The organism is Sandarakinorhabdus sp. AAP62, assembly GCF_000331225.1.
Classification (GTDB): domain Bacteria; phylum Pseudomonadota; class Alphaproteobacteria; order Sphingomonadales; family Sphingomonadaceae; genus Sandarakinorhabdus.
Map to the genome: position 1 here is coordinate 147935 of NZ_ANFY01000017.1, position 22098 is coordinate 170032.

Genomic DNA, 22098 nt, shown 5'->3' on the forward strand with positions numbered 1-22098 from the left:
GCGGCATGGAACGACGCAACATCGGCCCATTGAGTGTTTCCGCCCTCGGGCTGGGCTGCATGGGCATGGCCGGCACCGCGGGCCAGGCCGCCATGTATGGCCCGGTAGACCGCGCCGAAGCCATCGCCACCATCCACCACGCGCTCGATCTCGGCATCAATTTCTTCGACACCGCCGAAATCTACGGCCCGTTCGCCAATGAGGAGCTGGTCGCCGAAGCCCTTGCCGGCCGCCGCCACCAGGCCGTGATCGCCACCAAGTTCGGTTTTGCAATCGACAACGGCCGCGTGGCCGGGGTCAACAGCCAGCCCAGCCATATCCGCGATGTGTGTGAGGCGTCGTTGAAACGCCTGAACACCGATGTGATCGACCTGTTTTACCAACACCGCGTCGATCCCGCCGTGCCGATCGAAGATGTCGTCGGCACGCTGGCGGAGCTGGTGAAGGAGGGCAAGATCCGCGCCATCGGCCTGTCCGAATGCTCCGCCGCCACCTTGCGCCGCGCCTGCGCCATTGCCCCCATTGCTGCCGTGCAAAGCGAATGGAGCCTGTGGGAACGCGATGTGGAGGCCGATATCGCCCCGACCGCCCGCGAACTCGGCGTCACCTTCGTGCCTTACTCCCCATTGGGCCGCGGCTTCCTCACCGGCAGCGTGCCCCGCGCCGAGGATCTGCCCGATGGCGATTATCGCAAGTCCGATCCGCGTTACCAGGGCACGAATTACGACGCCAACATGGCTGCCGTCGCCACGGTGAAGGCCATCGCCGCTGCCCACGCTGCCAGCCCGGCGCAGGTCGCCATCGCCTGGCTGCTGGCGAAAGGCCCCGATGTTGTGCCCATCCCCGGCTGCAAACGCCGCGCCACCTTGATCGACACCGCTGGCGCCGCCACGCTCACCCTGTCCGGCGCCGACATCACTGCGCTGGACACTGCCTTGCCCCACACAGCCGGTCTGCGATACGGCAACAAAGCGGCGCTGGCGATGACCCGGCTGTAACGAGGACAATATCCCAGACCCGCTCATGCCGTTGCGGCCGAGACCATCGTTGCTGGCGGAAATCGGCCATCGTCTTCACGTGGCCACTGGCAGCGCAAGCGGCGTGGGCATATCGTCAAGCCCATGCACGCCCCGGTCGCCCCCGCCGTCCACGGCCTCGACTTCGACACGATGAACGCGGCGCGGTTCGCCCGCGACCCGGCCTATGACGGAATCTTCTTCATCGCGGTGAAAACCACCGGCATCTATTGCCGCCCGGTCTGCCGCGTGCGCCAACCGCTCACCCGCAACATCAGTTTCTTCCCCAGCGCTGCTGCCGCCGAGCGCGCCGGTTATCGCCCCTGCCTGAAATGCCGCCCCGAAAGCGCCCCTTTCTGCCCGGCCTGGAACGGCACCAAGACAACGGTGGAGCGCGCCCTGAAACTGATCGACAGCGGCGCCCTTGATGGAGACGGCACGGTCGAACAATTGGCGGAACGTTGCGGCATCGGCGCCCGCCACCTCACCCGCCTGTTCCGCCAGCATCTCGGCGCCTCCCCCGTCGAGGTCGCGCAAACCCGCCGTGTCCAGCGCGCCATGCAGATGATCGCGCAGACGCAATTGCCGATGACCGAAATCGCCCACGCTGCCGGCTTTGCATCTCTGCGCCGCTTCAACGAGGTGATCAGCGCCCGCTATGGCCGCCCGCCATCCGAATTGCGCAAGGTGCGCCCGCACAACGTGACTTGACCGGCAGGCCCCCAAACCACTAGGCCGGACCCCGGACAGATGGCCGAGTGGTTTAAGGCAGCGGTCTTGAAAACCGCCGTGGGGGAAACCTCACCGTGGGTTCGAATCCCACTCTGTCCGCCATCAGCCGCGCTGACCGATAACAGCTTATCTTCTGCACACTGCGGCAAGAAACGGTGGCGCAGGATCAGATGCCCTGCGCCGCCAATCCGCCTGCGCTTGCAAGCTCGCGCTAATCGAGCAGCTTCGCCAGCTGGGCGATGATGTCATCGATCTGCGTGCGCAGCTCGACATAGCGTTCGCGCGGATGGTTGCCGATCTTGCCGTCATATCCATCCGTCTGGCTGCGCAAATAGCTCACATGCGTGTCGAGGCCGGGTGGGCTGTAGCGCACCGCAGGCGTGAGCAGCCTGTCGGCAATCGCCTTCAGCGCCGCCGCACGGGCCGCATCGGGCTTGTCCTTCAGCGCGGCTTGCGCCTGCTTCAGGCGAGCCACCGCCACATTGGTGTCGTTCACCAGCGCCAGCACGCGCATGTTGTGCGCATACTGGTCCACCAGGTCGGCATTGGTTACGCCCGAGGCAAGCACGCGCGGATCGGCGACGATCTTCAGCGGCTGCTGCGCCGTCACGCTGCCATGGGTCATCACCACGCGATAATCACCCGGCGGCACCACAGGCCCGGCCGGTGTCAGCACGCCCGTTGGCATGGCGCTCATGGTCTGGCCGGAGCGGCGCAGATCCCAGATCAGGCGGTGCATGCCGGCCGTGGCGTCCAGCCTGGTCCGGTAGGTCGGCCGGTTGCGGCCGCGACCGCCGGCCCGGGCGTCGTCGCCTTCGCTGGTGAAGCTGCGCAGGGTTTCGCCATTGGCATCAAGGATGCTGATGCTGACCTTGGTGCCAGCGGCCTGGGCTGGGACATAATAATCGATCTGCGCGCCGGGCAGCGTATATTCGGGGCCCGGTCCGCCCGGCTCACCCAATTCGGCCGAGGCATTGATCCGCGTTGCCACCGCCGGCTTGAACAGGCGCGGGCTCGCCGTGGCCTCGGCGGGCGCCGGCAGCTGGCGCAGCGCGCTCAGATTGTCGAGCACGTAGAAGCCGCGGCCCTGGGTGGACAGCACCAGATCGCCATGAGCGAGGCGGATATCGGTCACCGGCGTTGCCGGCAGATCGTTCTGGAAGCTCTGCCACTGGGCACCCCGGTCGAACGAGACATGGATGCCGAATTCGGTGCCGGCATAGAGCAGGCCGGGCCGTTCCGGATCTTCGCGCACGACACGGGTCGGTTCATCCGCAGCAATGCCGTTCTTGCCGTCGGTCAGCTTGGTCCACGTCTGCCCATAATCATCGGTGCGGTAGAGATAGGGGGCAAAATCGCCGAGCAGATAGCGATAGATGGCGACATAGGCGGTGCCGGGATCGCGCACGCCGGGCTCGATATTCTGCACGCGGCCGCCAGGGGGCAGGCCCTTGGGCGTGATGTTCTTCCAGCTCTTGCCGCCATCCTGCGTCACATGGATCAGGCCATCGTTGGAGCCGGCCCAGATGACGCCCGGCTTCACCTTGCTTTCGCGGATGGCATAGACGGTCGAATAGACCTCTTCACCGGTGGCATCGATGGTGATCGGATCGCCCGATGCCAGCTGCCGTTCGGGCGGATTGGCAGTGAGATCCGGGCTGATCACCTCCCAGTTGATGCCGCCGTCGCGGGAGCGGTGCACATGTTGCGAGCCATAATAGATGGTGTTGGGCTCGGTGGGATGCACTTCCATCGGCGCCACGCGCTGGAAGCGGAAGCGCAGATTCTTGGGGTGGCTGCCATAGAGGGATTCGCTACCGATCCAATATTGGCCCTCGTTCTGGTTGGTCCGCAGATCGAGCCGGCTGAACTGGCCCTTGCAGCCGCCCCAGACGATCATCGGATCATCGATCTTGGGAATGCTCGGCCCGGTCTCGCAGCCGGGGCCGACACGGAAGCCCTGCCCGTCACCCAGCGGCTGCGACGGGATGATCACCGTGGTGTTGTCCTGCTGCGCGCCGTAGATGCGATAGGGGAACTGGTTGTCGACCGCGACCTGATACATTTCGGCCGTCGGCTGATTGGCCTGGCCCGACCAGGTCTTGCCGCCGTCCAGCGACACGTTGGCGCCGCCATCATTGGACTGGACCATGATCATGCTGTTGTTGGGATTGATCCACACATCGTGGTTGTCGCCATGCGGCGTGTTCTGGACCGTGAAGCTCTTGCCGCCATCGGCCGACTTGAACCAGCCTTCGTTGCCCACAAACACGACATCGGCATTTTTGGGATCGACACCCAGCGTGGTGTAATAGAAGGGCCGGGTCGACAAGCGCCCCTCGCTGTTCACCAGCTTCCACGACGTGCCGAAATCGTCGGAATGATAGAGGCCCATGCCGGGCTTGGCCTCGATCAGCGCATAGAGCCGGTTTGGCGCTGCCGCGCTCACGCCGACATTGGCGCGCCCGAACAGGCCGGTGGGCAGACCGCCGCCCAGCTTGCTCCAGGTCTCGCCGCCATCGGTCGACTTGTAGAGCCCGCCATCCGCGCTGCCCGAGGTGATCGTCCACGGGCGGCGGATGCCGTGCCACATCGCGGCATAGAGCACGCGGGGATCATCGGCCTGGAATTCCAGATCGGCCGCACCCAGCGTCTCATTGATGAACAGCACCTTTTTCCAGGTCTTGCCACCGTCACGGCTACGATAGACGCCGCGATCGGACGAATATTTGAACGGGTTGCCGGTGGCCGCCACGAACACTTCGTCGGGGTTCTTCGGGTTGATGCGGATGGTGGAGATCTGGCCGACATCGCGCAGGCCGATGAACTGCCAACGCTTGCCGCCATCCACCGACTTCCAGACGCCGCGGCCAATGGAGACATTGCTGCGGATCTTGGACGAGCCGGTACCGGCGTAGATGATGTCCGGATTGCTTTCCACCACGGCGACAGCGCCCATCGAGCCCAGCGGCAATTGCCCATCGGTGAGATTGGTCCAGCTGTGCCCGGCATCGCTGGTTTTCCACACACCACCGCCGGTGGTGCCCATGAAGAAGGTGCGCGGCTGCGACGGGATGCCGGTAACGGTGGTTACCCGGCCGCCCCGCCAAGGGCCGAGCTGGCGATAATGCAGACCCGACCACAGCGAGGGATCATAGGCCTGCGCCTGGATCGCGCCCGAGGCCGTGGCCAGAAACACGCCGATCAAGGCTTTGAAAACGCCAGTCCGCATCATGACCCCCTGTAAAATTCTTGTGTAAATCCAGTTCATTACGCAAGAAATGCGCAATCGCTCCGGTCCAAGTCAAGCCGATTCCCCGGGAAATGGCAAGCGCGGCGATAGGGCCCGTTGCCCCGACGACACAGAAGTTTCACATAATTGTGAGGGTGGGGTATATTGCCACTATGTTTATGGGGGGCGCAGGCCTTTGACGAAGGTTCGTCATCGGGCAGTGATGCGCATGACGGTGAAGTCGAAAACTGGGGGTCAAGCTCATGATGTCGTTGTCCGAATCGCTGCATTCAGCCCAAGCTGCACCCGGCGGCCGGCGCTATTCCCGATCGCTGGTCATCGCCGGCCTGTTGCTTGGATCGGCTACGGGTGCGCTGGCCCAGCAGGCCGATCAGCCGGCGGCAACTGCCGCCGCGGCTGAAGCCGCCGAGGAGCAGATTACCGTTACCGGTTCGCGCATCACGCGCAGCGGGTTTGACCAGCCCACCCCGGTGACCGTCATTGGCGAGCAGGACATCAAGGCCGCCGCCCAGCCCAACCTCGCCGATTTCGTCAACCAGATCCCTTCGGTGGTCGGCAGCCAGACGCCGTCAAACAGCCAGCGTCTGCTGAGCGCCGGCACGGCCGGCATCAACACGCTGAACCTGCGCAGCCTTGGCACCAACCGCACCCTGATCCTGCTCGATGGCCGGCGCTCGGTCGGCTCGACCAGCATCGGCACGGTGGACATCAACACCATCCCGCAGGGCCTGGTGAAGGGCGTGGAAATCGTCACCGGCGGTGCATCGTCGGTCTATGGCTCCGACGCTGTTGCCGGTGTTGTCAACTTCATTCTCGACAAGACGTTCACCGGTCTCAAGGGCGATGTCAGCTATGGCGAGACCACCTATGGCGACGACAAGACGTACCGCATCAGCCTGACCGGCGGCATGAAGTTCGCCGGCGGCCGTGGTCACCTGCTGTTGAGCGGCGACTATCTGCGCCGTGACGGCATCATCGGCGCGCCGCGCCCCTGGGCCCGCGACGGCTGGCACCTGGTGCAGAACCCGCGCTTTGTCGCAGGCAATGGCGAGCCGGAGTTCCTTGCCTCTGCCCAATCCGGCCTCAACAGCCTGACCGCGGGCGGCATCGTCACCGCCGGGCCAGCGCGCGGCACCTATTTCGGCCCCGGCGGAGCCATCCGCCAGTATAATTACGGCCCCAACCGCCTGAACAACCGTGAATGGACCATCGGCGGCGATTGGGAACAGGGCCTGCATTTCGATCGGACCTCGCTGCAGCCGGAAGAGAATTTTGCCAGCGGCTTTGCCCGCGCCAGCTTCGACGTGCTGGAGAATTTCACCGTGTTCGGTGAAGCCACCTACAACTGGAGCCGCGCCTTCAACGATGGCGGCTATTTCACCAGCAAGGGCAATATCACCATCCGCAACGACAACGCCTTCATTCCGGCATCGGTCAAGTCGCTGATCGGCACGTCCAACCTCACGCTCGGCTCCTGGGACGCCGACCTGCCGTCCCGGCAGAGCAACAATACGCGCCGCCTGCAGCGTTATGTCGTTGGCTTCAACACCAATTTCGATGCCATCGGGCTCGACTGGAATATTGACGGCTATTATCAGCACGGCGTCACCAAGGCGCGCGAGCAGCTGCTGCAGACCATCAACCGCACCAGGCTCGGCTTTGCCCGCGACGCGGTGCGCAACAGTGCCGGCCAGATCGTCTGCCGTGTCACCCGCGATGGCAGCACCGACCCGCTGGCGGCGGGCTGCCTGCCCTACAACAGCTTTGGCACCGGCGTTAACAGCCAGGCGGTGGTGGATTACATCATCGGCGATCCGTTCCGCATCCAGACGTTCAAGCAGGACGTGGCTGCGTTGAACTTCAGCACCAAGATCGACAATGGCCTGATTGATCCGATCGGCCTCGCCTTTGGCGTTGAACGCCGGCGCGAGGCGATTTCGGGCGTGATCTCGCCCGGTGCCGACAGCGGCTGGGTGGTCGGCAACTATCTGCCCACCTTCGGCTCCTACACTGTCACCGAAGCCTATCTCGAAACGCTGTTCAAGCTGCCGCTCGACCTCGAAGTGTCGGGTGCCGCGCGCTATACCAGCTACAGCCAGACCGGCGATGTCGTCACCTGGAAGGTGGGCGGTGCCTGGCAGCCGATCCCCGATCTGCGCCTGCGCATCACCCGCTCACGCGACATCCGCGCGCCCAATCTGCAGGAATTGTTCGCGGCCGGCACGCGCAACACCAACTCGGTGTTCGATCCCTGGCAGAACGCCAGCTCGGTGCGCTACACGCAAACCGTGACCGGCAACCTCAATCTGGAACCGGAGGAAGCCGATACGCTGGGCATCGGTGCCATTTTCCGGCCGACCTTCCTGCCAGGCTTTGGCCTTTCGGTCGATTATTATGACATCAAGATCAACGGTGCGATCGGCAACCTTGGCCCGCAGAACATCGTCGACCGGTGCTTCGATGGCAATCTCGCGCTGTGCCAGCGTCTCACGGCCATCATCGGCGGCACCAATGTGGCGTTCGGTTCGCCGGGCTTCACACAGGCCGGCGGCGCGCCGGGCGTCTCGGAATTTCTGATCGCCAACAGCCCGTTCAACTTCCTCACCCAGCGCGTCCGCGGCGTCGACATCGAGGCCAGCTATCGCTTCAGCCTGGATTCGATCGCGTCGGCCCTGCCCGGCAATATCGCCATCCGTGCCGTCGCGACGCACTATATCGAGGATTCGGAATCGAACGGCGTCGATCCGCCCACCGATACCGCTGGCGAGAACACGCTGAGCGGCCCGCCGAGCTGGATCTATCGCGCCACGTTCGATTATAATCTCGATAATTTCACCATGCAGTTCGCGCTGCGCGGCCTGTCGGGCGGGGTCTACAACAACCAGTGGGTGGAATGCACCAGCGGCTGCCCGGCCAGCAACGCCGTCAATCGTACCATCGCCAATAACCGGATTCCCGGTGCGGCCTATGTCGATGCCTCGTTCGCCTACACGCTGCCCAACGAGAAGTTCAAACCACAAATCTATCTGCGGGTGCGCAACCTGTTCAACAAGGATATGGTTCCGGTCGGCAAGGGCCCGTCGGACACGTCCAACGTGGAAGTGTTCGGCAACCAGACTCTCTATGACTATCTGGGTCGCACCTTCCTGGTGGGGATCAGGTTCAACTTCGCCGGCTGATCCCAGCTGGCGGCAATCTCGGGGAGGAGCTTGCCATGATCGGGATGTCGAACGGGGATCGCGGCGGCCGGGTGTTCCGACTGTTGCTGGCTGGAGCGATGCTGGCAAGCGCTGGCATCGCCCACGCCCAGCAGGCCGGGATGGACATCAAGCCGGTGCCATCGACGCCGATCGCCGATGGCTTCACCTTTGCGGCGGTGGGGGATCTGATCTACCTGCGGCCGATGCTGGCCACAGTCGAGCGGCAGGCACCGGGGCTCGTCAAGCTGCTGCGCGATGCGGATGTGGCCTTCGGCAATTTCGAGACCAGCGTGCTCGACCTGAAGACGACGAAGGCAAGCCCGGGGGCCGAATCCGGTGGCACCTGGATGCTGGGTGCGCCGGCCATCGTGCCTGATCTGGCCAAGATGGGCTTCGACATCGTTGGTCATGCCAACAATCACACGGTCGACTGGGGTGAACAGGGCCTGCTCGAAACGCTCGACCATCTTGAAAAGGGCGGGCTGGTCGCGGCCGGCACCGGCCGCACCATGGCGGCCGCGCGGGCGCCACGTTATCTCGACGTGGCTGCCGGCCGCGTGGCGCTGGTTTCGGGCACCTCCAGCTTCTCGCCGGGCTCGCGCGCTTCCGATCCGCTCGGCGAAGTGCCGGGCCGGCCGGGCGCCAATACGGTGCGCACCGAACGGGTGGGCAAGGTCAGTGCGGCCGATCTCGCTGTCCTGGCGCGCGTGGCGGGCGCTCGCAGCGGTGCGCCGGTGCGCATCGGCGGCGTGCGCTATGAAGCGACCGACACGCCGAAGACGCCGGTGGAGATCAGCTACGTCATCAACAGCCGGGACGAGGCGGCCAATCTGCGCGCCGTGCGCCAGGCCCGCCAGGTCGGCAATTTCGTCGTCTACACGCTGCACAACCACGAACCCGGCAACGGCAGCCAGGTGCCGGCGCAGTTCGCGGTCGATTTCGCCCACAAGCTGATCGATGCCGGCGCCGATGCCTATGTTGGCCACGGCCCGCACCAGCTGCGCGGCATCGAGATCTACAAGGGCAAGCCGATCTTCTACTCGCTCGGCAACTTCGCCATGATGAACAACAGCCTCGATGACGTGCCGCTCGACATGTACGAGCAGTTCGGCGTCAACCCGGCCGATGCGACGCCGCCCGAATTGCTTGCCGCGCGCAACAGCCGCAGCTTTGCCGATCCGGTGCTGTATGAATCGGTGGTCGCGGTCAGCCGTTATGTGAAGGGCCAGGTCGCCGAGATCAGACTGCACCCGATCGATCTTGGCACGAATGTCGAAGGCGCGGCCAAGGGCGTTCCCGGCACCGCCAGTCCGGCCGTCGCGCAGCGCATCCTCGAACGGCTGCAGCGGCTTTCGGCGCCGTTCGGCACCACCATCACCATCGAAAAGGGCGTGGGCGTGATCCGCCTGGCGCCATCGTCCACCAATTGAGGCTGATCTGATGCGCACGCTGTTCCTTGCCGTCCTGCTGACCACTGCTGCCCCGGCCTTCGCCCAATCGGCGAGCCTGGCGGCCGCCCATGCCCGGATCGCCGCCGATTACGACAAGACGGTCGCCGAGGTGATCGAACTCACCGAGATCCCCGCGCCGCCCTTCAAGGAAACCGCCCGCGCCCAGCGTGTGCTGGAGAAGTTCAAGGCGCTGGGGCTGGAGAATGTCCATGTCGATGCCGTCGGCAATGTGATCGGCACCAGGCCGGGCAAGGATCGTGCGGCCAAGGCGCTGATGGTTGCCGCCCACCTCGATACGGTGTTCCCGCCCGATGTGCCGATCAAGGTGCGCCGCGAAGGCGATACGCTGCATGCGCCGGGCATCGGAGACACCACGGTGACGGTGGCCGCGCTGATCACCTTCGTGCGCGCCATGGATGCAGGCAAGCTGCAGACCCCGCGTGACATCATCTTCGTTGCCAATGTGGGCGAGGAAGGCCAGGGCGACCTGCGCGGCATCCGCCACATCTTCTCGGCCAGCCCGTTGAAACCCCGGATCGGCGATTTCATCAGCTTTGATGGCAGCACTGTGGGCCGCATCACCAACAGCGCCGTCGGCTCGCGTCGTTATCGCGTCGCCTTCAAGGGACCGGGCGGCCACAGCTATGGCGCGTTCGGGCTGGTCAATCCGATGGTGGCCATGGCCGGCACCGTTAGCGGCATGTACAGCATCCCGATCCCGCAGGATGTGAAGACCACCTATGCCGCCTCCACCATCGCCGGCGGCACATCGGTCAACTCCATTCCCAACCTGATCCTGGCCGAATTCGACATGCGCTCGGCTTCACCGGCCAATTTGAAGGCCGTGGAAACCCGCTTCCTGCAGATCATCGAAGAAAGCGTGGCCGCCGAGAACGCCGCCCGCGACACGCGTTTTGGCAAGATCAGCGCCGTACCCGAACTGATCGGCGACCGGCCGGCCGGCACCACGCCGGCCAGCGATCCGCTGGTGCAGGCGGCGGCCAAGGTGCTCACCGCCAATGGCTACGACGCCACGCTCACCGCATCGTCGACCGACAGCAATATCCCGATCAGCCTCGGCATCCCGGCGGTCACCCTGTCGGCCGGCGGCGGCGGCTTTCGGGCACATGCGCTGGATGAATATATCAACGTGGAGCGCGGTGCGTTCGTGAAGGGTTTGACGACGGCCTTTGATATCGTGGTGGAAGCCGCTGCAATCAAACGGAAATAATCGTCACCGCGCGCAGTCATCGCCGGCAGGCGCAGTACCGCTTGCGCCGCGGTCCAGCTTGTAGACATCGTCGAACAGGCGCAGCGCGCCGTCGTCGGCCACTTCGGCAGTGAAGTAACCGACGATCACCGGCAGCGGCTCGGCCAGTGGCAGGCGCTGGGTATCGGGGTTGGTTTCGCGCACGGTGTTCAGGCTGTCGCGGCTGGTGGGCTCGCCAAGCAGGGCGGCGGCGAAGGCGAAGGGATCATCCACCCGGATGCAGCCGTGGCTGAAGGCGCGTTTTTCCTTTTCGAACAACTGGCGCGACGGGGTGTCGTGGATGCCAACGCTGTAGGCATTGCGGAAATCCAGTTTCATCAGGCCTAACTGGTTGTGTGGCCCCGGCCGCTGACGATAGCGATCACCGTCGCGCACATAGCCTTGCGCCGCCGCCTTCTTCGGGTTGCGCGCCACCAGCCGGCCCACGCTTTCCGCCACGATGCTTTTCGGCACCTCCCACCACGGATTGAGGATCACGCCGGTCACATTGCCGGCAAAACGCGGGGTGGGCGTTTTCGGCTTGCCCACGATCGCGCGCCACGTGCCGGTGCGTAGCAGCCCGTCATACAGGCTGATCTCATAGGCCGGAATGTTGACCAGCAACCAGCGGCCGGCCGGCGGCGACGGCAGCGCCTGCCAGCGCGCCAGGCTGGCCGCCACTTTCAGCCGGGCATCGGCGTCCAGCGGCGCGGTATCAACAGCGGCCAGACGCTCCGCTGGCGATGCAGCAGGCTGGGCAGAAGCGGACAGCGCGAACGCAAGACTGCCCGCAAGGGCCGCCAAGGCGACAATTGGCCGACGATTCGGGGCAGTTGGACGATGCATCACTGTAATACGCTACATGCTGCCCTATATTCCCGGGCGATGGCTATCCGTGAAAACCCCCTCTCCCGCCGCGCCGTCCTTGGTCGTGCAGCGCTGGGCAGTGCGGCCCTTGCTGCCCCCGCCCTCGCCTCGCTGCCTCACGCTGCCGCGCCGCACCCGCGCCTGCTCGAACGCGCCCGCGATGCCTTTGCCCGCCACAGCAGCCGCATCAGCGCCCGCGATGTCGTCGCCATCGCCGATTACAGCCTGCACAGCGCCTTCCCGCGCTTTTTCCTGTTTGCCCCGGAAAGCGGCCAGGTGACGGCCTTGCGCGTTTCGCACGGGCGCGGTTCCGATCCGGCGCATAGTGGCTTTCTGCAGCGTTTTTCCGCCCAGCCTGGTTCGGCGGCCAGCAGCGCCGGCGCCTATCTCACCGGGGCGGCTTATGTGGGTCAGCACGGCCGTTCGCGCCGGTTGATCGGACTGGAGCCGGAAAACAGCACGGCAGAAGCCCGCGCCATCGTCATCCACGGCGCCTGGTATTGCGAGCCACAAGTGCTGAAACAGACCGGCAAGCTGGGCCGCAGCGAAGGCTGCTTCGCCTTTTCGCAGAGCGATGTCGAACTGGTGCTCGAACGCCTCGGCCCCGGCCACCTGCTCTATTCAGGCCGTGCCTGAACACATAGGGGCCTGAACAAACGAAAGCGGCGCTTCCCGGGGGAGGAGAAGCGCCGCCCGATCCAGCGCCTGGCTGGACCTCGCCGTTTGTATTGACCGCACATGTCACGGTCTTGCGTCTGGCCGGCCCAATCGGGGGAAGACCGGGCAGACACTCACCATACGCACCAGCACAGCCCGCCGTTACACCCCGGCGCAAAAAAACAGCCCAGGAAGGAAAAAGCGGCGCTTCCCGGGGGGAGAAGCGCCGCTCCGATCCGGCTCCTTGCGGTGCCGGGTCTATCCCTATTTGCCGACGCGATCGCGGTTCATCACCTTCGTCCACGCCTTGGCAAAATCGCTCACCATTTGGCTATGGCCATCGGCAGCGCCATAGACTTCAGCCACAGCACGCAGTTCCGAATGGCTGCCGAACAGCAGGTCCACCGGGCTGGCCGTCCACTTCTTCGCGCCCGTGCTGCGGTCCACACCCTCATACAGGCCTTCGGTCGCAGACTTCTGCCACTTGGTTTCCATGCCGAGCAGGTTGATGAACCAGTCGTTGGTCAGCACGCCCGGCCTGGCGGTGAACACGCCGACCTTGCTGGCACCGGCATTGGCATCCAGCACGCGCAGGCCGCCGACCAGCACGGTCATTTCCGGCACGGTCACGCCCAGCAGGTTGGCGCGGTCGATCAGGCCCTGCGTGGGGTTGTAGAAACTGTCCGCCGTCCAGTAATTGCGGAAGCCATCGGCCTTGGGCTCCAGCGCGGCAAAACTGGCCACATCCGTTTGCGCCTGTGACGCATCGGTGCGGCCCGGGGTGAAGGCCAGCGTGACCGCCACGCCGGCATCAGCCGCGGCCTTTTCCACCGCGGCATTGCCGGCCAGCACGATCAGATCGGCTATGCTGATCTTGCGGGGGCCCATCTTGTTGAAATCGGCCTGCACCTTGCTCAGCACGGGAAGCACCTTGGCCAGTTCCACGGGCGAGTTGACCGCCCAATCCTTCTGCGGGGCAAGCCGCAGCCGGCCACCATTGGCCCCACCACGGCCATCGGTGCCGCGATAGGAAGCCGCCGCCGCCCAGGCGGTGCGGACCAGTTCCGGCACCGTCAGGCCGCTGTTCAGCACGCTCGCCTTCAGCGTGGCCACATCGGCATCGTTCACCAGCGGGTGATCAACCGCCGGCACCGGATCCTGCCAGCTCAGCACTTCCTTGGGCGCATCCGGGCCGATGTAACGGGCGCGCGGGCCCATGTCGCGGTGGGTCAGCTTGAACCAGGCGCGGGCAAAGGCATCTTCGAACGCCTTGGGGTTCTTCAGCCAGTTCTGCGTGATCTTCTTGTAGGAAGGATCGGTGCGCAGCGCGAGATCGGTCGTGAACATGATCGGCGCGTGGAACACGCCGTCACGGTGGGCATCGGGCACGAACTTCTGGTCCTTGGCGTCCTTGGGCTCCCACTGGATCGCGCCGGCCGGGCTCTTGGTCTGCACCCATTCGAACCGATACAGATTTTCCAGATACTGCATGGTCCACTGGGTGGGGGCCGAGGTCCAGGCGCCTTCCAGGCCCGACGTGATGGTATCGGCGCCCTTGCCGGTGCCATGCTTGTTTTCCCAGCCCATGCCCTGCTTTTCCAGGGCCTCGGCCGCCGGCTCCTTGCCGACATTGCTGGCCGATGCGGCGCCGTGCGCCTTGCCGAAGGTGTGGCCACCGGCGATCAGCGCGGCGGTTTCCTCGTCGTTCATCGCCATGCGGCCAAAGGTTTCGCGGATGTCCTTGGCGGCGAGCAGCGGATCAGGCACGCCATTGGGGCCTTCCGGGTTCACATAGATCAGGCCCATCTGCACGGCGGCCAGCGGGTTGGCCAGCTTGCGGCCTTCCGAATAGCGCTTGTCGTCGAGGAACTTGTTTTCCGGGCCCCAATAGACCTTGTCGGCCTCCCAATCATCCTGGCGGCCACCGGCGAAACCGAAGGTCTTGAAGCCCATGGTTTCCAGCGAGACGTTGCCGGCCAGCACCATCAGATCGGCCCAGCTCAGCGCGCGGCCATATTTGGCCTTCACCGGCCACAGCAGTCGGCGGGCCTTGTCGAGATTGGCGTTGTCCGGCCACGAATTCAGTGGCTCGAAACGCTGCTGGCCACCGCCGGCGCCGCCGCGGCCATCGGCGATGCGATAGGTGCCGGCCGAGTGCCAGGCCATGCGGATGAAAAAGGGGCCATAATTGCCATAATCGGCCGGCCACCAGGGCTGGCTGGTGGTCAGCACCTTGGCGATATCGGCCTTCACCGCCTTCAGATCGAGCTTCGAGAATTCGGCGGCATAATCGAAATCGGCGCCATAGGGGTTGGATTGCGGTGCCTGCGCGCGCAGCGGCGACAGGTCGACAAGTTCCGGCCACCAGAATTGTGGGCTAGCGTTCTGCGTCATGTTTGCCTCCGCGGCTGTGGCGCTGCTGGCGCCAGACAGGCTGGCAATCGCCAGCGCAACAATGGATACGAACGAGCGCTTCATCTGCTGTTTCTCCCTGAAATTCTATCCGGGCTTGCCCCGATGCTGGTTACGGTAGGCCCGAGCCATCGCATCAAGAAATTGATTGTCGTGCCTGCTTCAATCGAAAAAATCGTTAAGTCGGATGCGCCCAACGAAAAAGGGCCGGCCTTGCGGCCAGCCCCTTCACGTGCCCGCAGGAAACGCCGGATCAATCCTTGGCGCGCTCCACATAGCTGCTGTCTTCGGTGTTGATCACGATACGGGTGCCGGCCTCGATGTGCGGCGGCACCATCACGCGGGCGCCGGACTCGACGATGGCGGGCTTGTAGCTGGACGAGGCCGTCTGCCCCTTCACCACCGGCTCGGTCGAAACGATTGCCATCGTCACGCGGGTCGGCAGGGTGATGGTGATGGCCTTGCCGTCGAACATCAGGATCTTGCACTCGGCATTTTCCTGCAAAAATCCGATGCCGTCGCCGATCATCGCCTCGGTCAGGCTGATCTGGTCATAGGTCTCGTTGTTGATGAAGATATATTCGTCGCCATCCTTGTAGAGATAATTGTGCGACACTTCCTCGACGAAGGCCTTCTCCAGGCTGTCGGTGGTCTTCACCGTGATCACCGTCTTCACGCCATCGGCGATGCGGCGCATGTCGATGGTGGTGGTGGGCGTGCCCTTGCCAGGGCGGAAGGTTTCGGCCTTCAGCACGACATAGAGCTGGCCATCCTCATGCTCGATGACCTGACCCTTGCGAAAATTGCTGGCGATTTCCTTGACCATATAATCCCCTGTGCGCGATGGCGCTGAAATGACGCCCGGCGTTAGGGCATCGCACCCGCACTGTTCAAGCAAATTATGATTGGGAAAAGCATCGTGTCCCGCCCCTTCTGGCACGCCGATATCCACGCCGATCGCCGGCCGTTTCTTATCGGCCGCAACCGCATCAAGGCTGCCTTGAGCGCCTGGTTCGCCGATCAGGGCTTCCTGGCCGTCGAATGCGGCGCGGTGCAGATCAGCCCCGGCAATGAAACCCACCTGCATGGCTTCCCCGTCACCTGGCGGCCCGAAGGCGGCGCGGAGCAGACGCTCTATCTCCACACCAGCCCGGAATTCGCCGCCAAGAAACTGCTTGCCGCCGGCGAAACGCAGATCGTGGATTTCGCCCGTGTCTGGCGCAATGGCGAACAGGGCCCGCTGCACGCGCCCGAGTTCACCATGGTGGAATGGTATCGCGCCCATGCAGACTGGACGGCGGTGATCGCCGATACGCTGGCGCTGGCCCGCACCGCGCAAGCCGCCGGCACGGGCCCGCTGCGCTGGAAGGGGCGTAGCTGCGACTCGATGGCCGAACCGGAAATGCTGAGCTGCGAACAGGCGTTCCGCATCCACGCCGGCATCGATCTCGCCGCCTGCCTGAACGACCGCGACGCGCTGGCCGCCGAAGTGGCGCGCATCGGGCTCAATGTGCGCGCCGACGACACATGGAGCGACCTGTTCAGCCGCGTCATCGTCACGATCGAACCCAAATTGGGCGACGGCCGCCTCACCTTCCTCACCCATTATCCGGTGTGCGAGGCGGCGCTGGCCCGCCCCTGCCCCACCGATCCGCGCTGGGCCGAGCGCTTCGAGGCCTATGCCTGCGGGGTGGAACTCGCCAACGGCTTCGGTGAACTCACTGACCCGGACGAACAGCAGCGCCGTTTCGAGGCCGACATGGACGAGAAGCTGCGCCTCTATGGCCGCCGCTATCCCATCGATGCGGATTTCATCGCGGCCCTTGGCGCAATGCCGCCCGCCAGCGGAGTCGCACTGGGCTTTGACCGCCTCGCCCTGCTGGCGCTTGGCGGCACTGATATCAGGCAGGTGATCTGGACGCCGTTTCCGGCCTGAGCCGCCCCTCTCCCGGGCAGCCCTGCGGGCGTCTCTCGACCTCTCCCCGGCGGGGAGAGGTGAAGAAACGAGTCACCTCTCCCCGCCGGGGAGAGGTCGACTCGCGCGCAGCGCGGCGCGAGAGGGGCCCAGCCTCACGCCCGCACCATCTGCCCAAAAAAACCCAGCTTCACCGCCGGCACCAGGAACAACGCCAGGAACAGCGTGTTGCTCACCGCATTCAGCGCAAAGCCCGTCATCACCGACAGCGCCGAATCCACCGCCCACCAGATGATCACCGCCCGGCTCAGCCCGCGCCACACGGCCGGATCGGCCCCACAGGCGCGAAACACGGCCAACATCGCGCAGCCCCAGCCCAGCATCACTGCACCGACCAGGCTCACCGAAATCCGCATTCCCGGCGCATCGAAGGCGCTGGCATCCACCATGCCGCCGCTGACCAGCCAGTAGAACAGCCCTGCCCCGCCATCCAATCCCGGCACCCCGGCGCCCGAGAACAGCAGGCCGAAACCGATCGTCAGCCACACCCAGGCGTGCAGGCAATGTTCCCAGAATCCGCGTGTCATGACCATGTCTCCCGTTGTTGATGCGCCAAGGCTGCGCCCAACGGGGAAGCGTCGCAATTACGTGTGGCGTAGGCTTCTAGTCCAGCGTGGCCACCCAGTCGCTCACCACCTGGGCATAAAGCACCGGGTCCTGCATGTGCATCATGTGCCCCATGGCGGGAAAGGATTGGCATTCGTAACGCTGGCCGGTGCCGCGGATCAGTTCGCCAACGCGGTCTGCCTGTTCATCCGAGAGCGCGCCCACGAACAGGCCACTTTCCGTGTCGATGCCGCGATAATGATGGGTCATCAGCACCGGCACCTTCACCTGCGCCAGCATCCGCGCGTGATCGCAACCGGCGAACAGCGTGCCATCAAGCGTGCGGCGCGCCCATTCGGGATCATATTCCTTCAGCATCTGCGTTGGTGTCGCCGGATCATAGGGTCGCGCGGCCAGCACGGCCGGCATGGTGGTCTTCACCTCGCGCACGAAGCCCGGCCAGTCGCCGATCGACCATTGATCGCCCAGATATTTGGCAAAGGCGCCGAAGATCAGCGACACCGCGCTGCCATGCAGATTGTGGCCACGGCTGGGGCGAACTTCCGCGCCAAACAGCGGCGGGTCTTCATACAGCGCCGCCCTGATCAGCCCAGGTGGCGCAAAAGCCGACAGCCAGGCCGACTGCACCCCGCCCGATGACAGCCCACAGACGATCACGGGCCGCCCGATCACGATCTGCACGAAGCGCACCAGATCATTGCCCATATTGTCGATCGTGTAGCGCCCCGGCGTGCGTGATGACCGCCCCTGCCCGCGCAGATCCACGGCATACAGGCGGAAGCGATCCTCCAGCAGCCGCATCGCCGGCTCATAGCCCCACCAGCTTTCCGTCTGCCCCGGCACCAGCAGCAGTGCGGGCGCGTCCTCCGGCCCGGCCATGGCGTAATTCATCCTGGTCTCGCCCAGATCGACGAGATGTTCGGGATAGAAGTGCGGCACGAACACGTCGTTCGGAAACTGCGGGTCGCCATAGTGGATCATGATCTGCATCGCCCCCTGGTCATCGCGCGCTCCCCCAGCGGCGCAAGCGCAGCTTAGCATGGCGCGCAGCGCAGGTCGCGCGATCTTGGATACCGTGGCTGAATGGCAGCCGAGGCGGATTGATGATTGACAATGAAGGCGTTGGCCATAGGCTTTCGGCCAGCACATGGGAGGGGGGAAGCCATGGTCTCGAAACTGTTCCGCGAATGCCTGATGGATGTCTACATCGCCGAACATGGGGGTGAGGCGGCCTTTGAAGTGATGCTCTCCCACGCCGAAGATGACGAGCAGCGCTATATCTTCGGCACGCTTCTGCAGGCAGAAACCGAAGGCAAGGCGCTGATGCGGCCGCTGATTTCCCGCCTGGGTCTGCCGCTGCTCGATCCTGGCAACACCCGCGCCGAAACCGCAGCGGCAGTGGCAGCATTCAAGGAGCTGCCGTGGCGGGAACGCTTTGTGCTGCTGGGCGAGTCCGTCCGCACCACCTATCTGCCGCGCTATGAGGAACTGGCCACACTGGTTTCAGCCGATGAAGATGCGCAAGCCGCCAAGATCGCGCAATTCATGGGCGATCACGAGCGCGCCCTGCTGGCGCTGGCGCACAATGTCGTCGCCGGCGTTGCCGATCCGGCAGCGCCCGTGGCCGCCATCCTGCACTTCCCGCTGATGCACCCGATGTGAACGCCGGGCTACGCAAAGCCCGGCGCGCAATCAAGGCCGCAAGGTCAGCTTCTGCAAACGCCAGTTGAGCAGCTCGGCGACATAGAGGCTGTTTTCCGTCGGGCAGGCCATGGCGTGGATCCAGCCAAACTGCTTCAACTGCTTGCCCGAACCGCCCAGCCAGCCCTGCACCTTCCCGTCCAGCGTCAGCTTGTAGATTCGCCCCGGCCAGGCATCGGCGACAAACAGGGTCTGGTCGCCGCCCTTGCCCGGCGGGGTGATGCACAGCGCCCAGGGCGAACCCGGCATCATCGTCTTGACCGGCGCCGCATCCGGGCCAGCGGCCGGCACCACCGGGCGGTTGCCGATCGCCACCGGCGCATCGGCCGGCGACGGCACGTTGATCTGCATGATCCGCAGCAGCTTGCCGTTGGTGTCAAATACCTGGATGCGCCGATTGCCGCGATCGGCAACATAGACCTGATCGCGCGCATCAACCGCAATCGAATGCAGCGTGTTGAATTCGCCCGGTGCGCTGCCGGGGCTGCCCCATGAGCCCAGCCAGCGGCCATCCGGCGCCACCTTGGCGACGCGCGAATTGATGTAGCCATCGCTGATATAGGTGTTGCCCTGGCTGTCCCACGCCATGTCGGTCACTTCCCGGAACGTCCGTCCACCGCCGGCAGCGGCGGTTTCGGATGCTCCAAAGGCCGCGCATTCTCGTCGCTGGCTTCCGGCTTGCGGCCAAACACCATCGCCACGCGGCCGGCGGGCGTGAACTTCACCACCATGTTGGAGCCCTTGTCGGCCACCCAGATATTGCCGGCTGGATCGACGCGCACGCCATGCGCATAGGACCAGGCATAGAGATGCCGGCCAATCTCGCGAACAAAGCTGCCCTTGGCATCGAATTCCAGCAACTGGGCCGCCGCCGCGGCATAGGCCGGGCCGGTGGTGTCGCCGCGCTGATACACATAGATCTGGCCAACCTTGCCCAACGCCACGCCGGCGATTTCGCCCAGATGCATGTCGGCCGGCGGGTTCAACGCGTCGACGGCGTCGAAGCGGATTTCCGGCACCTCCTGCGCCGCACTCGCCGACGCCAGCAGCCCTGCCCACAGACCAATTGCGCGCCGCATCGCGAGTCTCCCCCTTGTTGTTTGGCGAAGCCTATCGGCTTTGGGCCCGACAAGGTAGCTGATTGGGTCGAGAGGCCGATGCGCGTGTCCACATCATCGCGGCCCTTACCTCCTACATCATTGCGCGCCCGCGCTGCTCTGGCATCATGCCGGCATGGCGACCCGTCCCGACAGCTGTGATCCTGGCCCCTTCGGCACTGCGTTGAAAGCCGCCCGCAACAGCCGGCGGGTCAGCCAACTCATCCTGTCGCTCGATGCCGGGGTGAGCGCGCGACATCTGTCGTTCCTCGAATCCGGGCGGGCGATGCCAAGCCGGGACATGGTGATGAACCTGGCCGAAGCCCTTGCCTTGCCGCTGTCCGCCCGCAATCATCTCTTGAATGCCGCCGGCTTTGCCTCGGCCTATCCGGCATCGCCCTTGAGTTCGGAGGCGATCGCGCCATTCCGGGCGATCCTGAAAACGATGATGGACAATCACGCGCCCTTCCCGGCGCTGCTCTGTGATCGGCACTGGAACGTGCTGGAAGCCAGCCCATCCGCTGCCGCCATGCTGAGCCCGTTTCTGGAAGGCTGGTCCGGGCCGCCCAATGTGTTCCGCCTCACCGCCTGCCACCCCAAGGCCCCGGAATTCATCGCCAATCTGCCCGAGGTGCTGCACGAAAGCCTGGAGCGGCTGGCGCTGGAGCAAGGCCTGGCCGGGGATGATCCGGTGCTGGCCGATCTGATCGCCGTCACCCGCGCAGCCGCAGCCCGGCATCCCTATCGGCCGGCGTCCCGCACCCGCTCGCCGGTGCTGCCCGTCAGTTATCGCGGGATCGGCGGGTTGATGAGCTTTCTGTCTGTCGTGGCCCAGTGCGGGACGAGCGAGGACGTGACAGTGCGCGATCTGCGGCTGGAACTGCTGTTTCCGGCGGATGATGCAACGCGGGCGGCCTTTCACCCCTAGCCCGTCACGCCGGCGAAAGCCCGGTTGACGAGATGCGGATCACGCACTTGCCCTCGATGCGCCCTTCTCCCATCGCCGCAAACGCCGAACGGACGTCGGAAAGCGGCACCTCAAGTCCGATATGCGGCTTCATGTGCACGGCCCGCGCATCAATCTCGCGCATGTGGCGCACCCCGGCGGCCGGGTCTTGCCGGCCCTGTTCGCCCGCCCGCACGCCGATCAGGGCGATTTCCTTCAGCAACAGGCGGTTCAAAGGCACGCTCTCCCCGCGTCCGCCAACAAAGCCGATGATGGCATAACGCCCGCCGCGCCTGAGGCACTTCACCAGTGGCATCACCAGCGGCCCGGCAATCGGATCGAACACCAGATCAATATCCCGCACCGGTATCTGCGGGTGCTCGCGATCGATCAGATATGTCTCGTGCGCGCCGGCTTCGCGCGCCAGCTGCAGCCGGGCTTCCGACGATGCCACCGCCACCACCTGCGCACCCATGTGCGCGGCCAGTTGCACCGCCGCCCGGCCCATGCCGCCGCCAGCGCCCGTCACCAGCACGCGTTCCCCGGCTTGCAGCCGCCCGCGCTCCACCAGCCCGACCCAGGCGGTGAGCGCACCCACGGTGAAGGCGGCGGCTTCGGCCATCGTCAGGCCCTGGGGCACCGGCCGCAGGCCCCGCGCCGGCACGGTGATGCGCTGTGCCATCAGGCCGTTGCGGGCGCCCAGCATCACCGCCTGGCCCAGCATGGCTTCCGCGCCCGGCCCGGCCGCAATCACGGTGCCGGTGCCTTCGGTGCCGGGGATGAAGGGCAGCTCCGGTTTGAACTGATAGCCGCCTTGCAGCATCAGATAATCGGGAAAGTTCAGGCTGGCATGGCTCACCGCCACCAGCACCTCACCTGGTCCCGGTGCGGGCGGTTCGGGCCATTCCTCATGAAGCGCCAGGCCCGACAGATCGGGGGACAGGGTGGAGCAAACGGCAGCACGCATGGGTCAGG

The 22098-nt window shown here is 65.0% G+C and carries 18 protein-coding genes and 1 tRNA gene; 10 read left to right on the forward strand and 9 right to left on the reverse strand.

Annotated elements, in window-relative coordinates; translation table 11 throughout:
* Positions 1-5: 5 nt before the first annotated feature.
* The 3 genes from D619_RS0113905 to D619_RS0113915 all read left to right on the forward strand — a co-directional run bounded on the left by D619_RS0113905 (position 6) and on the right by D619_RS0113915 (position 1850).
* On the forward strand, positions 6-998 hold the full coding sequence (locus D619_RS0113905) for an aldo/keto reductase (protein ID WP_026091063.1): 993 nt from the start codon (positions 6-8) through the stop codon (positions 996-998).
* 123 nt (positions 999-1121) lie between these two features.
* Positions 1122-1727 carry an Ada metal-binding domain-containing protein gene (locus D619_RS0113910; RefSeq protein ID WP_017669214.1) on the forward strand — a complete coding sequence of 202 codons (606 nt, stop codon included), beginning with the start codon at positions 1122-1124 and terminating at the stop codon, positions 1725-1727.
* A 33-nt stretch (positions 1728-1760) separates the two neighbouring features.
* Positions 1761-1850 (forward strand) — tRNA-Ser (locus D619_RS0113915).
* Positions 1851-1959: 109 nt separating this feature from the next.
* Here D619_RS0113915 and D619_RS0113920 read toward each other — a convergent pair.
* Positions 1960-4980 (reverse strand): hypothetical protein, encoded by a 3021-nt coding sequence (locus D619_RS0113920; protein ID WP_206536368.1) that lies wholly within the window; start codon positions 4978-4980, stop codon positions 1960-1962.
* A 263-nt stretch (positions 4981-5243) separates the two neighbouring features.
* Between D619_RS0113920 and D619_RS0113925 the strand changes: the two genes are divergently transcribed.
* Genes D619_RS0113925 through D619_RS16795 form a run of 3 tightly spaced genes read left to right on the forward strand, consistent with a single transcriptional unit; the run spans position 5244 to position 10883 of the window.
* On the forward strand, positions 5244-8180 hold the full coding sequence (locus tag D619_RS0113925) for a TonB-dependent receptor (protein ID WP_017669216.1): 2937 nt from the start codon (positions 5244-5246) through the stop codon (positions 8178-8180).
* A 35-nt stretch (positions 8181-8215) separates the two neighbouring features.
* Entirely contained in the window at positions 8216-9631 is a 1416-nt protein-coding gene (locus tag D619_RS0113930; RefSeq protein ID WP_017669217.1) for a CapA family protein, read from the forward strand.
* A 10-nt stretch (positions 9632-9641) separates the two neighbouring features.
* Positions 9642-10883, forward strand: a complete 1242-nt coding sequence (locus D619_RS16795; protein WP_017669218.1) for a M20/M25/M40 family metallo-hydrolase — start codon at positions 9642-9644, stop codon at positions 10881-10883.
* A 3-nt stretch (positions 10884-10886) separates the two neighbouring features.
* On the opposite strand, the gene D619_RS16800 is transcribed toward D619_RS16795, so the two are convergent.
* A complete protein-coding gene (locus tag D619_RS16800; RefSeq protein WP_017669219.1) occupies positions 10887-11705 on the reverse strand; it encodes a L,D-transpeptidase family protein in 819 nt (272 codons plus the stop codon).
* 81 nt (positions 11706-11786) lie between these two features.
* Between D619_RS16800 and D619_RS0113945 the strand changes: the two genes are divergently transcribed.
* Positions 11787-12404 (forward strand): murein L,D-transpeptidase catalytic domain family protein, encoded by a 618-nt coding sequence (locus tag D619_RS0113945; protein ID WP_017669220.1) that lies wholly within the window; start codon positions 11787-11789, stop codon positions 12402-12404.
* Between the two features lie 285 nt (positions 12405-12689).
* Here D619_RS0113945 and katG read toward each other — a convergent pair whose 3' ends face one another.
* Both katG and efp read right to left on the reverse strand, forming a co-directional pair.
* Complete coding sequence (katG, locus tag D619_RS0113950; protein ID WP_017669221.1) at positions 12690-14903, reverse strand: catalase/peroxidase HPI; 2214 nt, start codon at positions 14901-14903, stop codon at positions 12690-12692.
* Between the two features lie 187 nt (positions 14904-15090).
* Positions 15091-15663: an elongation factor P gene (gene efp / locus D619_RS0113955; protein WP_017669222.1), complete on the reverse strand. Its 573-nt coding sequence runs from the start codon at positions 15661-15663 to the stop codon at positions 15091-15093.
* 93 nt (positions 15664-15756) lie between these two features.
* On the opposite strand from efp, the gene epmA reads away from it, so the two are divergent.
* The gene (gene epmA, locus D619_RS0113960; protein ID WP_206536369.1) at positions 15757-16773 is read left to right on the forward strand and encodes an EF-P lysine aminoacylase EpmA; all 1017 of its coding nucleotides are present in this window, start codon (positions 15757-15759) and stop codon (positions 16771-16773) included.
* A gap of 134 nt (positions 16774-16907) precedes the next feature.
* Here epmA and D619_RS0113965 read toward each other — a convergent pair whose 3' ends face one another.
* A complete protein-coding gene (locus D619_RS0113965) occupies positions 16908-17339 on the reverse strand; it encodes a hypothetical protein (RefSeq protein WP_152417470.1) in 432 nt (143 codons plus the stop codon).
* 76 nt (positions 17340-17415) lie between these two features.
* Positions 17416-18369: an alpha/beta hydrolase gene (locus tag D619_RS0113970; protein WP_017669225.1), complete on the reverse strand. Its 954-nt coding sequence runs from the start codon at positions 18367-18369 to the stop codon at positions 17416-17418.
* 174 nt (positions 18370-18543) lie between these two features.
* Here D619_RS0113970 and D619_RS0113975 point away from each other — a divergent pair, with 174 nt between their 5' ends.
* On the forward strand, positions 18544-19041 hold the full coding sequence (locus D619_RS0113975; protein WP_017669226.1) for a hypothetical protein: 498 nt from the start codon (positions 18544-18546) through the stop codon (positions 19039-19041).
* A gap of 30 nt (positions 19042-19071) precedes the next feature.
* Here D619_RS0113975 and D619_RS18235 read toward each other — a convergent pair whose 3' ends face one another.
* Positions 19072-19668, reverse strand: a complete 597-nt coding sequence (locus D619_RS18235; RefSeq protein WP_243442656.1) for a hypothetical protein — start codon at positions 19666-19668, stop codon at positions 19072-19074.
* Positions 19669-19673: 5 nt separating this feature from the next.
* Positions 19674-20159 (reverse strand): hypothetical protein, encoded by a 486-nt coding sequence (locus tag D619_RS18240; protein ID WP_206536371.1) that lies wholly within the window; start codon positions 20157-20159, stop codon positions 19674-19676.
* A gap of 154 nt (positions 20160-20313) precedes the next feature.
* Between D619_RS18240 and D619_RS0113985 the strand changes: the two genes are divergently transcribed.
* Positions 20314-21105 carry a helix-turn-helix transcriptional regulator gene (locus D619_RS0113985; protein WP_017669227.1) on the forward strand — a complete coding sequence of 264 codons (792 nt, stop codon included), beginning with the start codon at positions 20314-20316 and terminating at the stop codon, positions 21103-21105.
* Positions 21106-21109: 4 nt separating this feature from the next.
* Here D619_RS0113985 and D619_RS0113990 read toward each other — a convergent pair whose 3' ends face one another.
* A complete protein-coding gene (locus tag D619_RS0113990) occupies positions 21110-22090 on the reverse strand; it encodes an NADPH:quinone oxidoreductase family protein (protein WP_017669228.1) in 981 nt (326 codons plus the stop codon).
* Positions 22091-22098 lie beyond the last annotated feature (8 nt).

Coding starts and splice junctions, on each gene's coding strand:
- D619_RS0113905 (WP_026091063.1), top strand. CDS start 6: ATGGAACGACGCAACATCGGCCCATTGAGTGTTTCCGCCCTCGGGCTG.
- D619_RS0113910 (WP_017669214.1), top strand. CDS start 1,122: ATGCACGCCCCGGTCGCCCCCGCCGTCCACGGCCTCGACTTCGACACG.
- D619_RS0113920 (WP_206536368.1), bottom strand. CDS start 4,980: ATGCGGACTGGCGTTTTCAAAGCCTTGATCGGCGTGTTTCTGGCCACG.
- D619_RS0113925 (WP_017669216.1), top strand. CDS start 5,244: ATGATGTCGTTGTCCGAATCGCTGCATTCAGCCCAAGCTGCACCCGGC.
- D619_RS0113930 (WP_017669217.1), top strand. CDS start 8,216: ATGATCGGGATGTCGAACGGGGATCGCGGCGGCCGGGTGTTCCGACTG.
- D619_RS16795 (WP_017669218.1), top strand. CDS start 9,642: ATGCGCACGCTGTTCCTTGCCGTCCTGCTGACCACTGCTGCCCCGGCC.
- D619_RS0113945 (WP_017669220.1), top strand. CDS start 11,787: ATGGCTATCCGTGAAAACCCCCTCTCCCGCCGCGCCGTCCTTGGTCGT.
- katG (WP_017669221.1), bottom strand. CDS start 14,903: ATGAAGCGCTCGTTCGTATCCATTGTTGCGCTGGCGATTGCCAGCCTG.
- efp (WP_017669222.1), bottom strand. CDS start 15,663: ATGGTCAAGGAAATCGCCAGCAATTTTCGCAAGGGTCAGGTCATCGAG.
- D619_RS0113965 (WP_152417470.1), bottom strand. CDS start 17,339: ATGACACGCGGATTCTGGGAACATTGCCTGCACGCCTGGGTGTGGCTG.
- D619_RS0113970 (WP_017669225.1), bottom strand. CDS start 18,369: ATGCAGATCATGATCCACTATGGCGACCCGCAGTTTCCGAACGACGTG.
- D619_RS0113975 (WP_017669226.1), top strand. CDS start 18,544: ATGGTCTCGAAACTGTTCCGCGAATGCCTGATGGATGTCTACATCGCC.
- D619_RS18235 (WP_243442656.1), bottom strand. CDS start 19,668: ATGGCGTGGGACAGCCAGGGCAACACCTATATCAGCGATGGCTACATC.
- D619_RS18240 (WP_206536371.1), bottom strand. CDS start 20,159: ATGCGGCGCGCAATTGGTCTGTGGGCAGGGCTGCTGGCGTCGGCGAGT.
- D619_RS0113985 (WP_017669227.1), top strand. CDS start 20,314: ATGGCGACCCGTCCCGACAGCTGTGATCCTGGCCCCTTCGGCACTGCG.
- D619_RS0113990 (WP_017669228.1), bottom strand. CDS start 22,090: ATGCGTGCTGCCGTTTGCTCCACCCTGTCCCCCGATCTGTCGGGCCTG.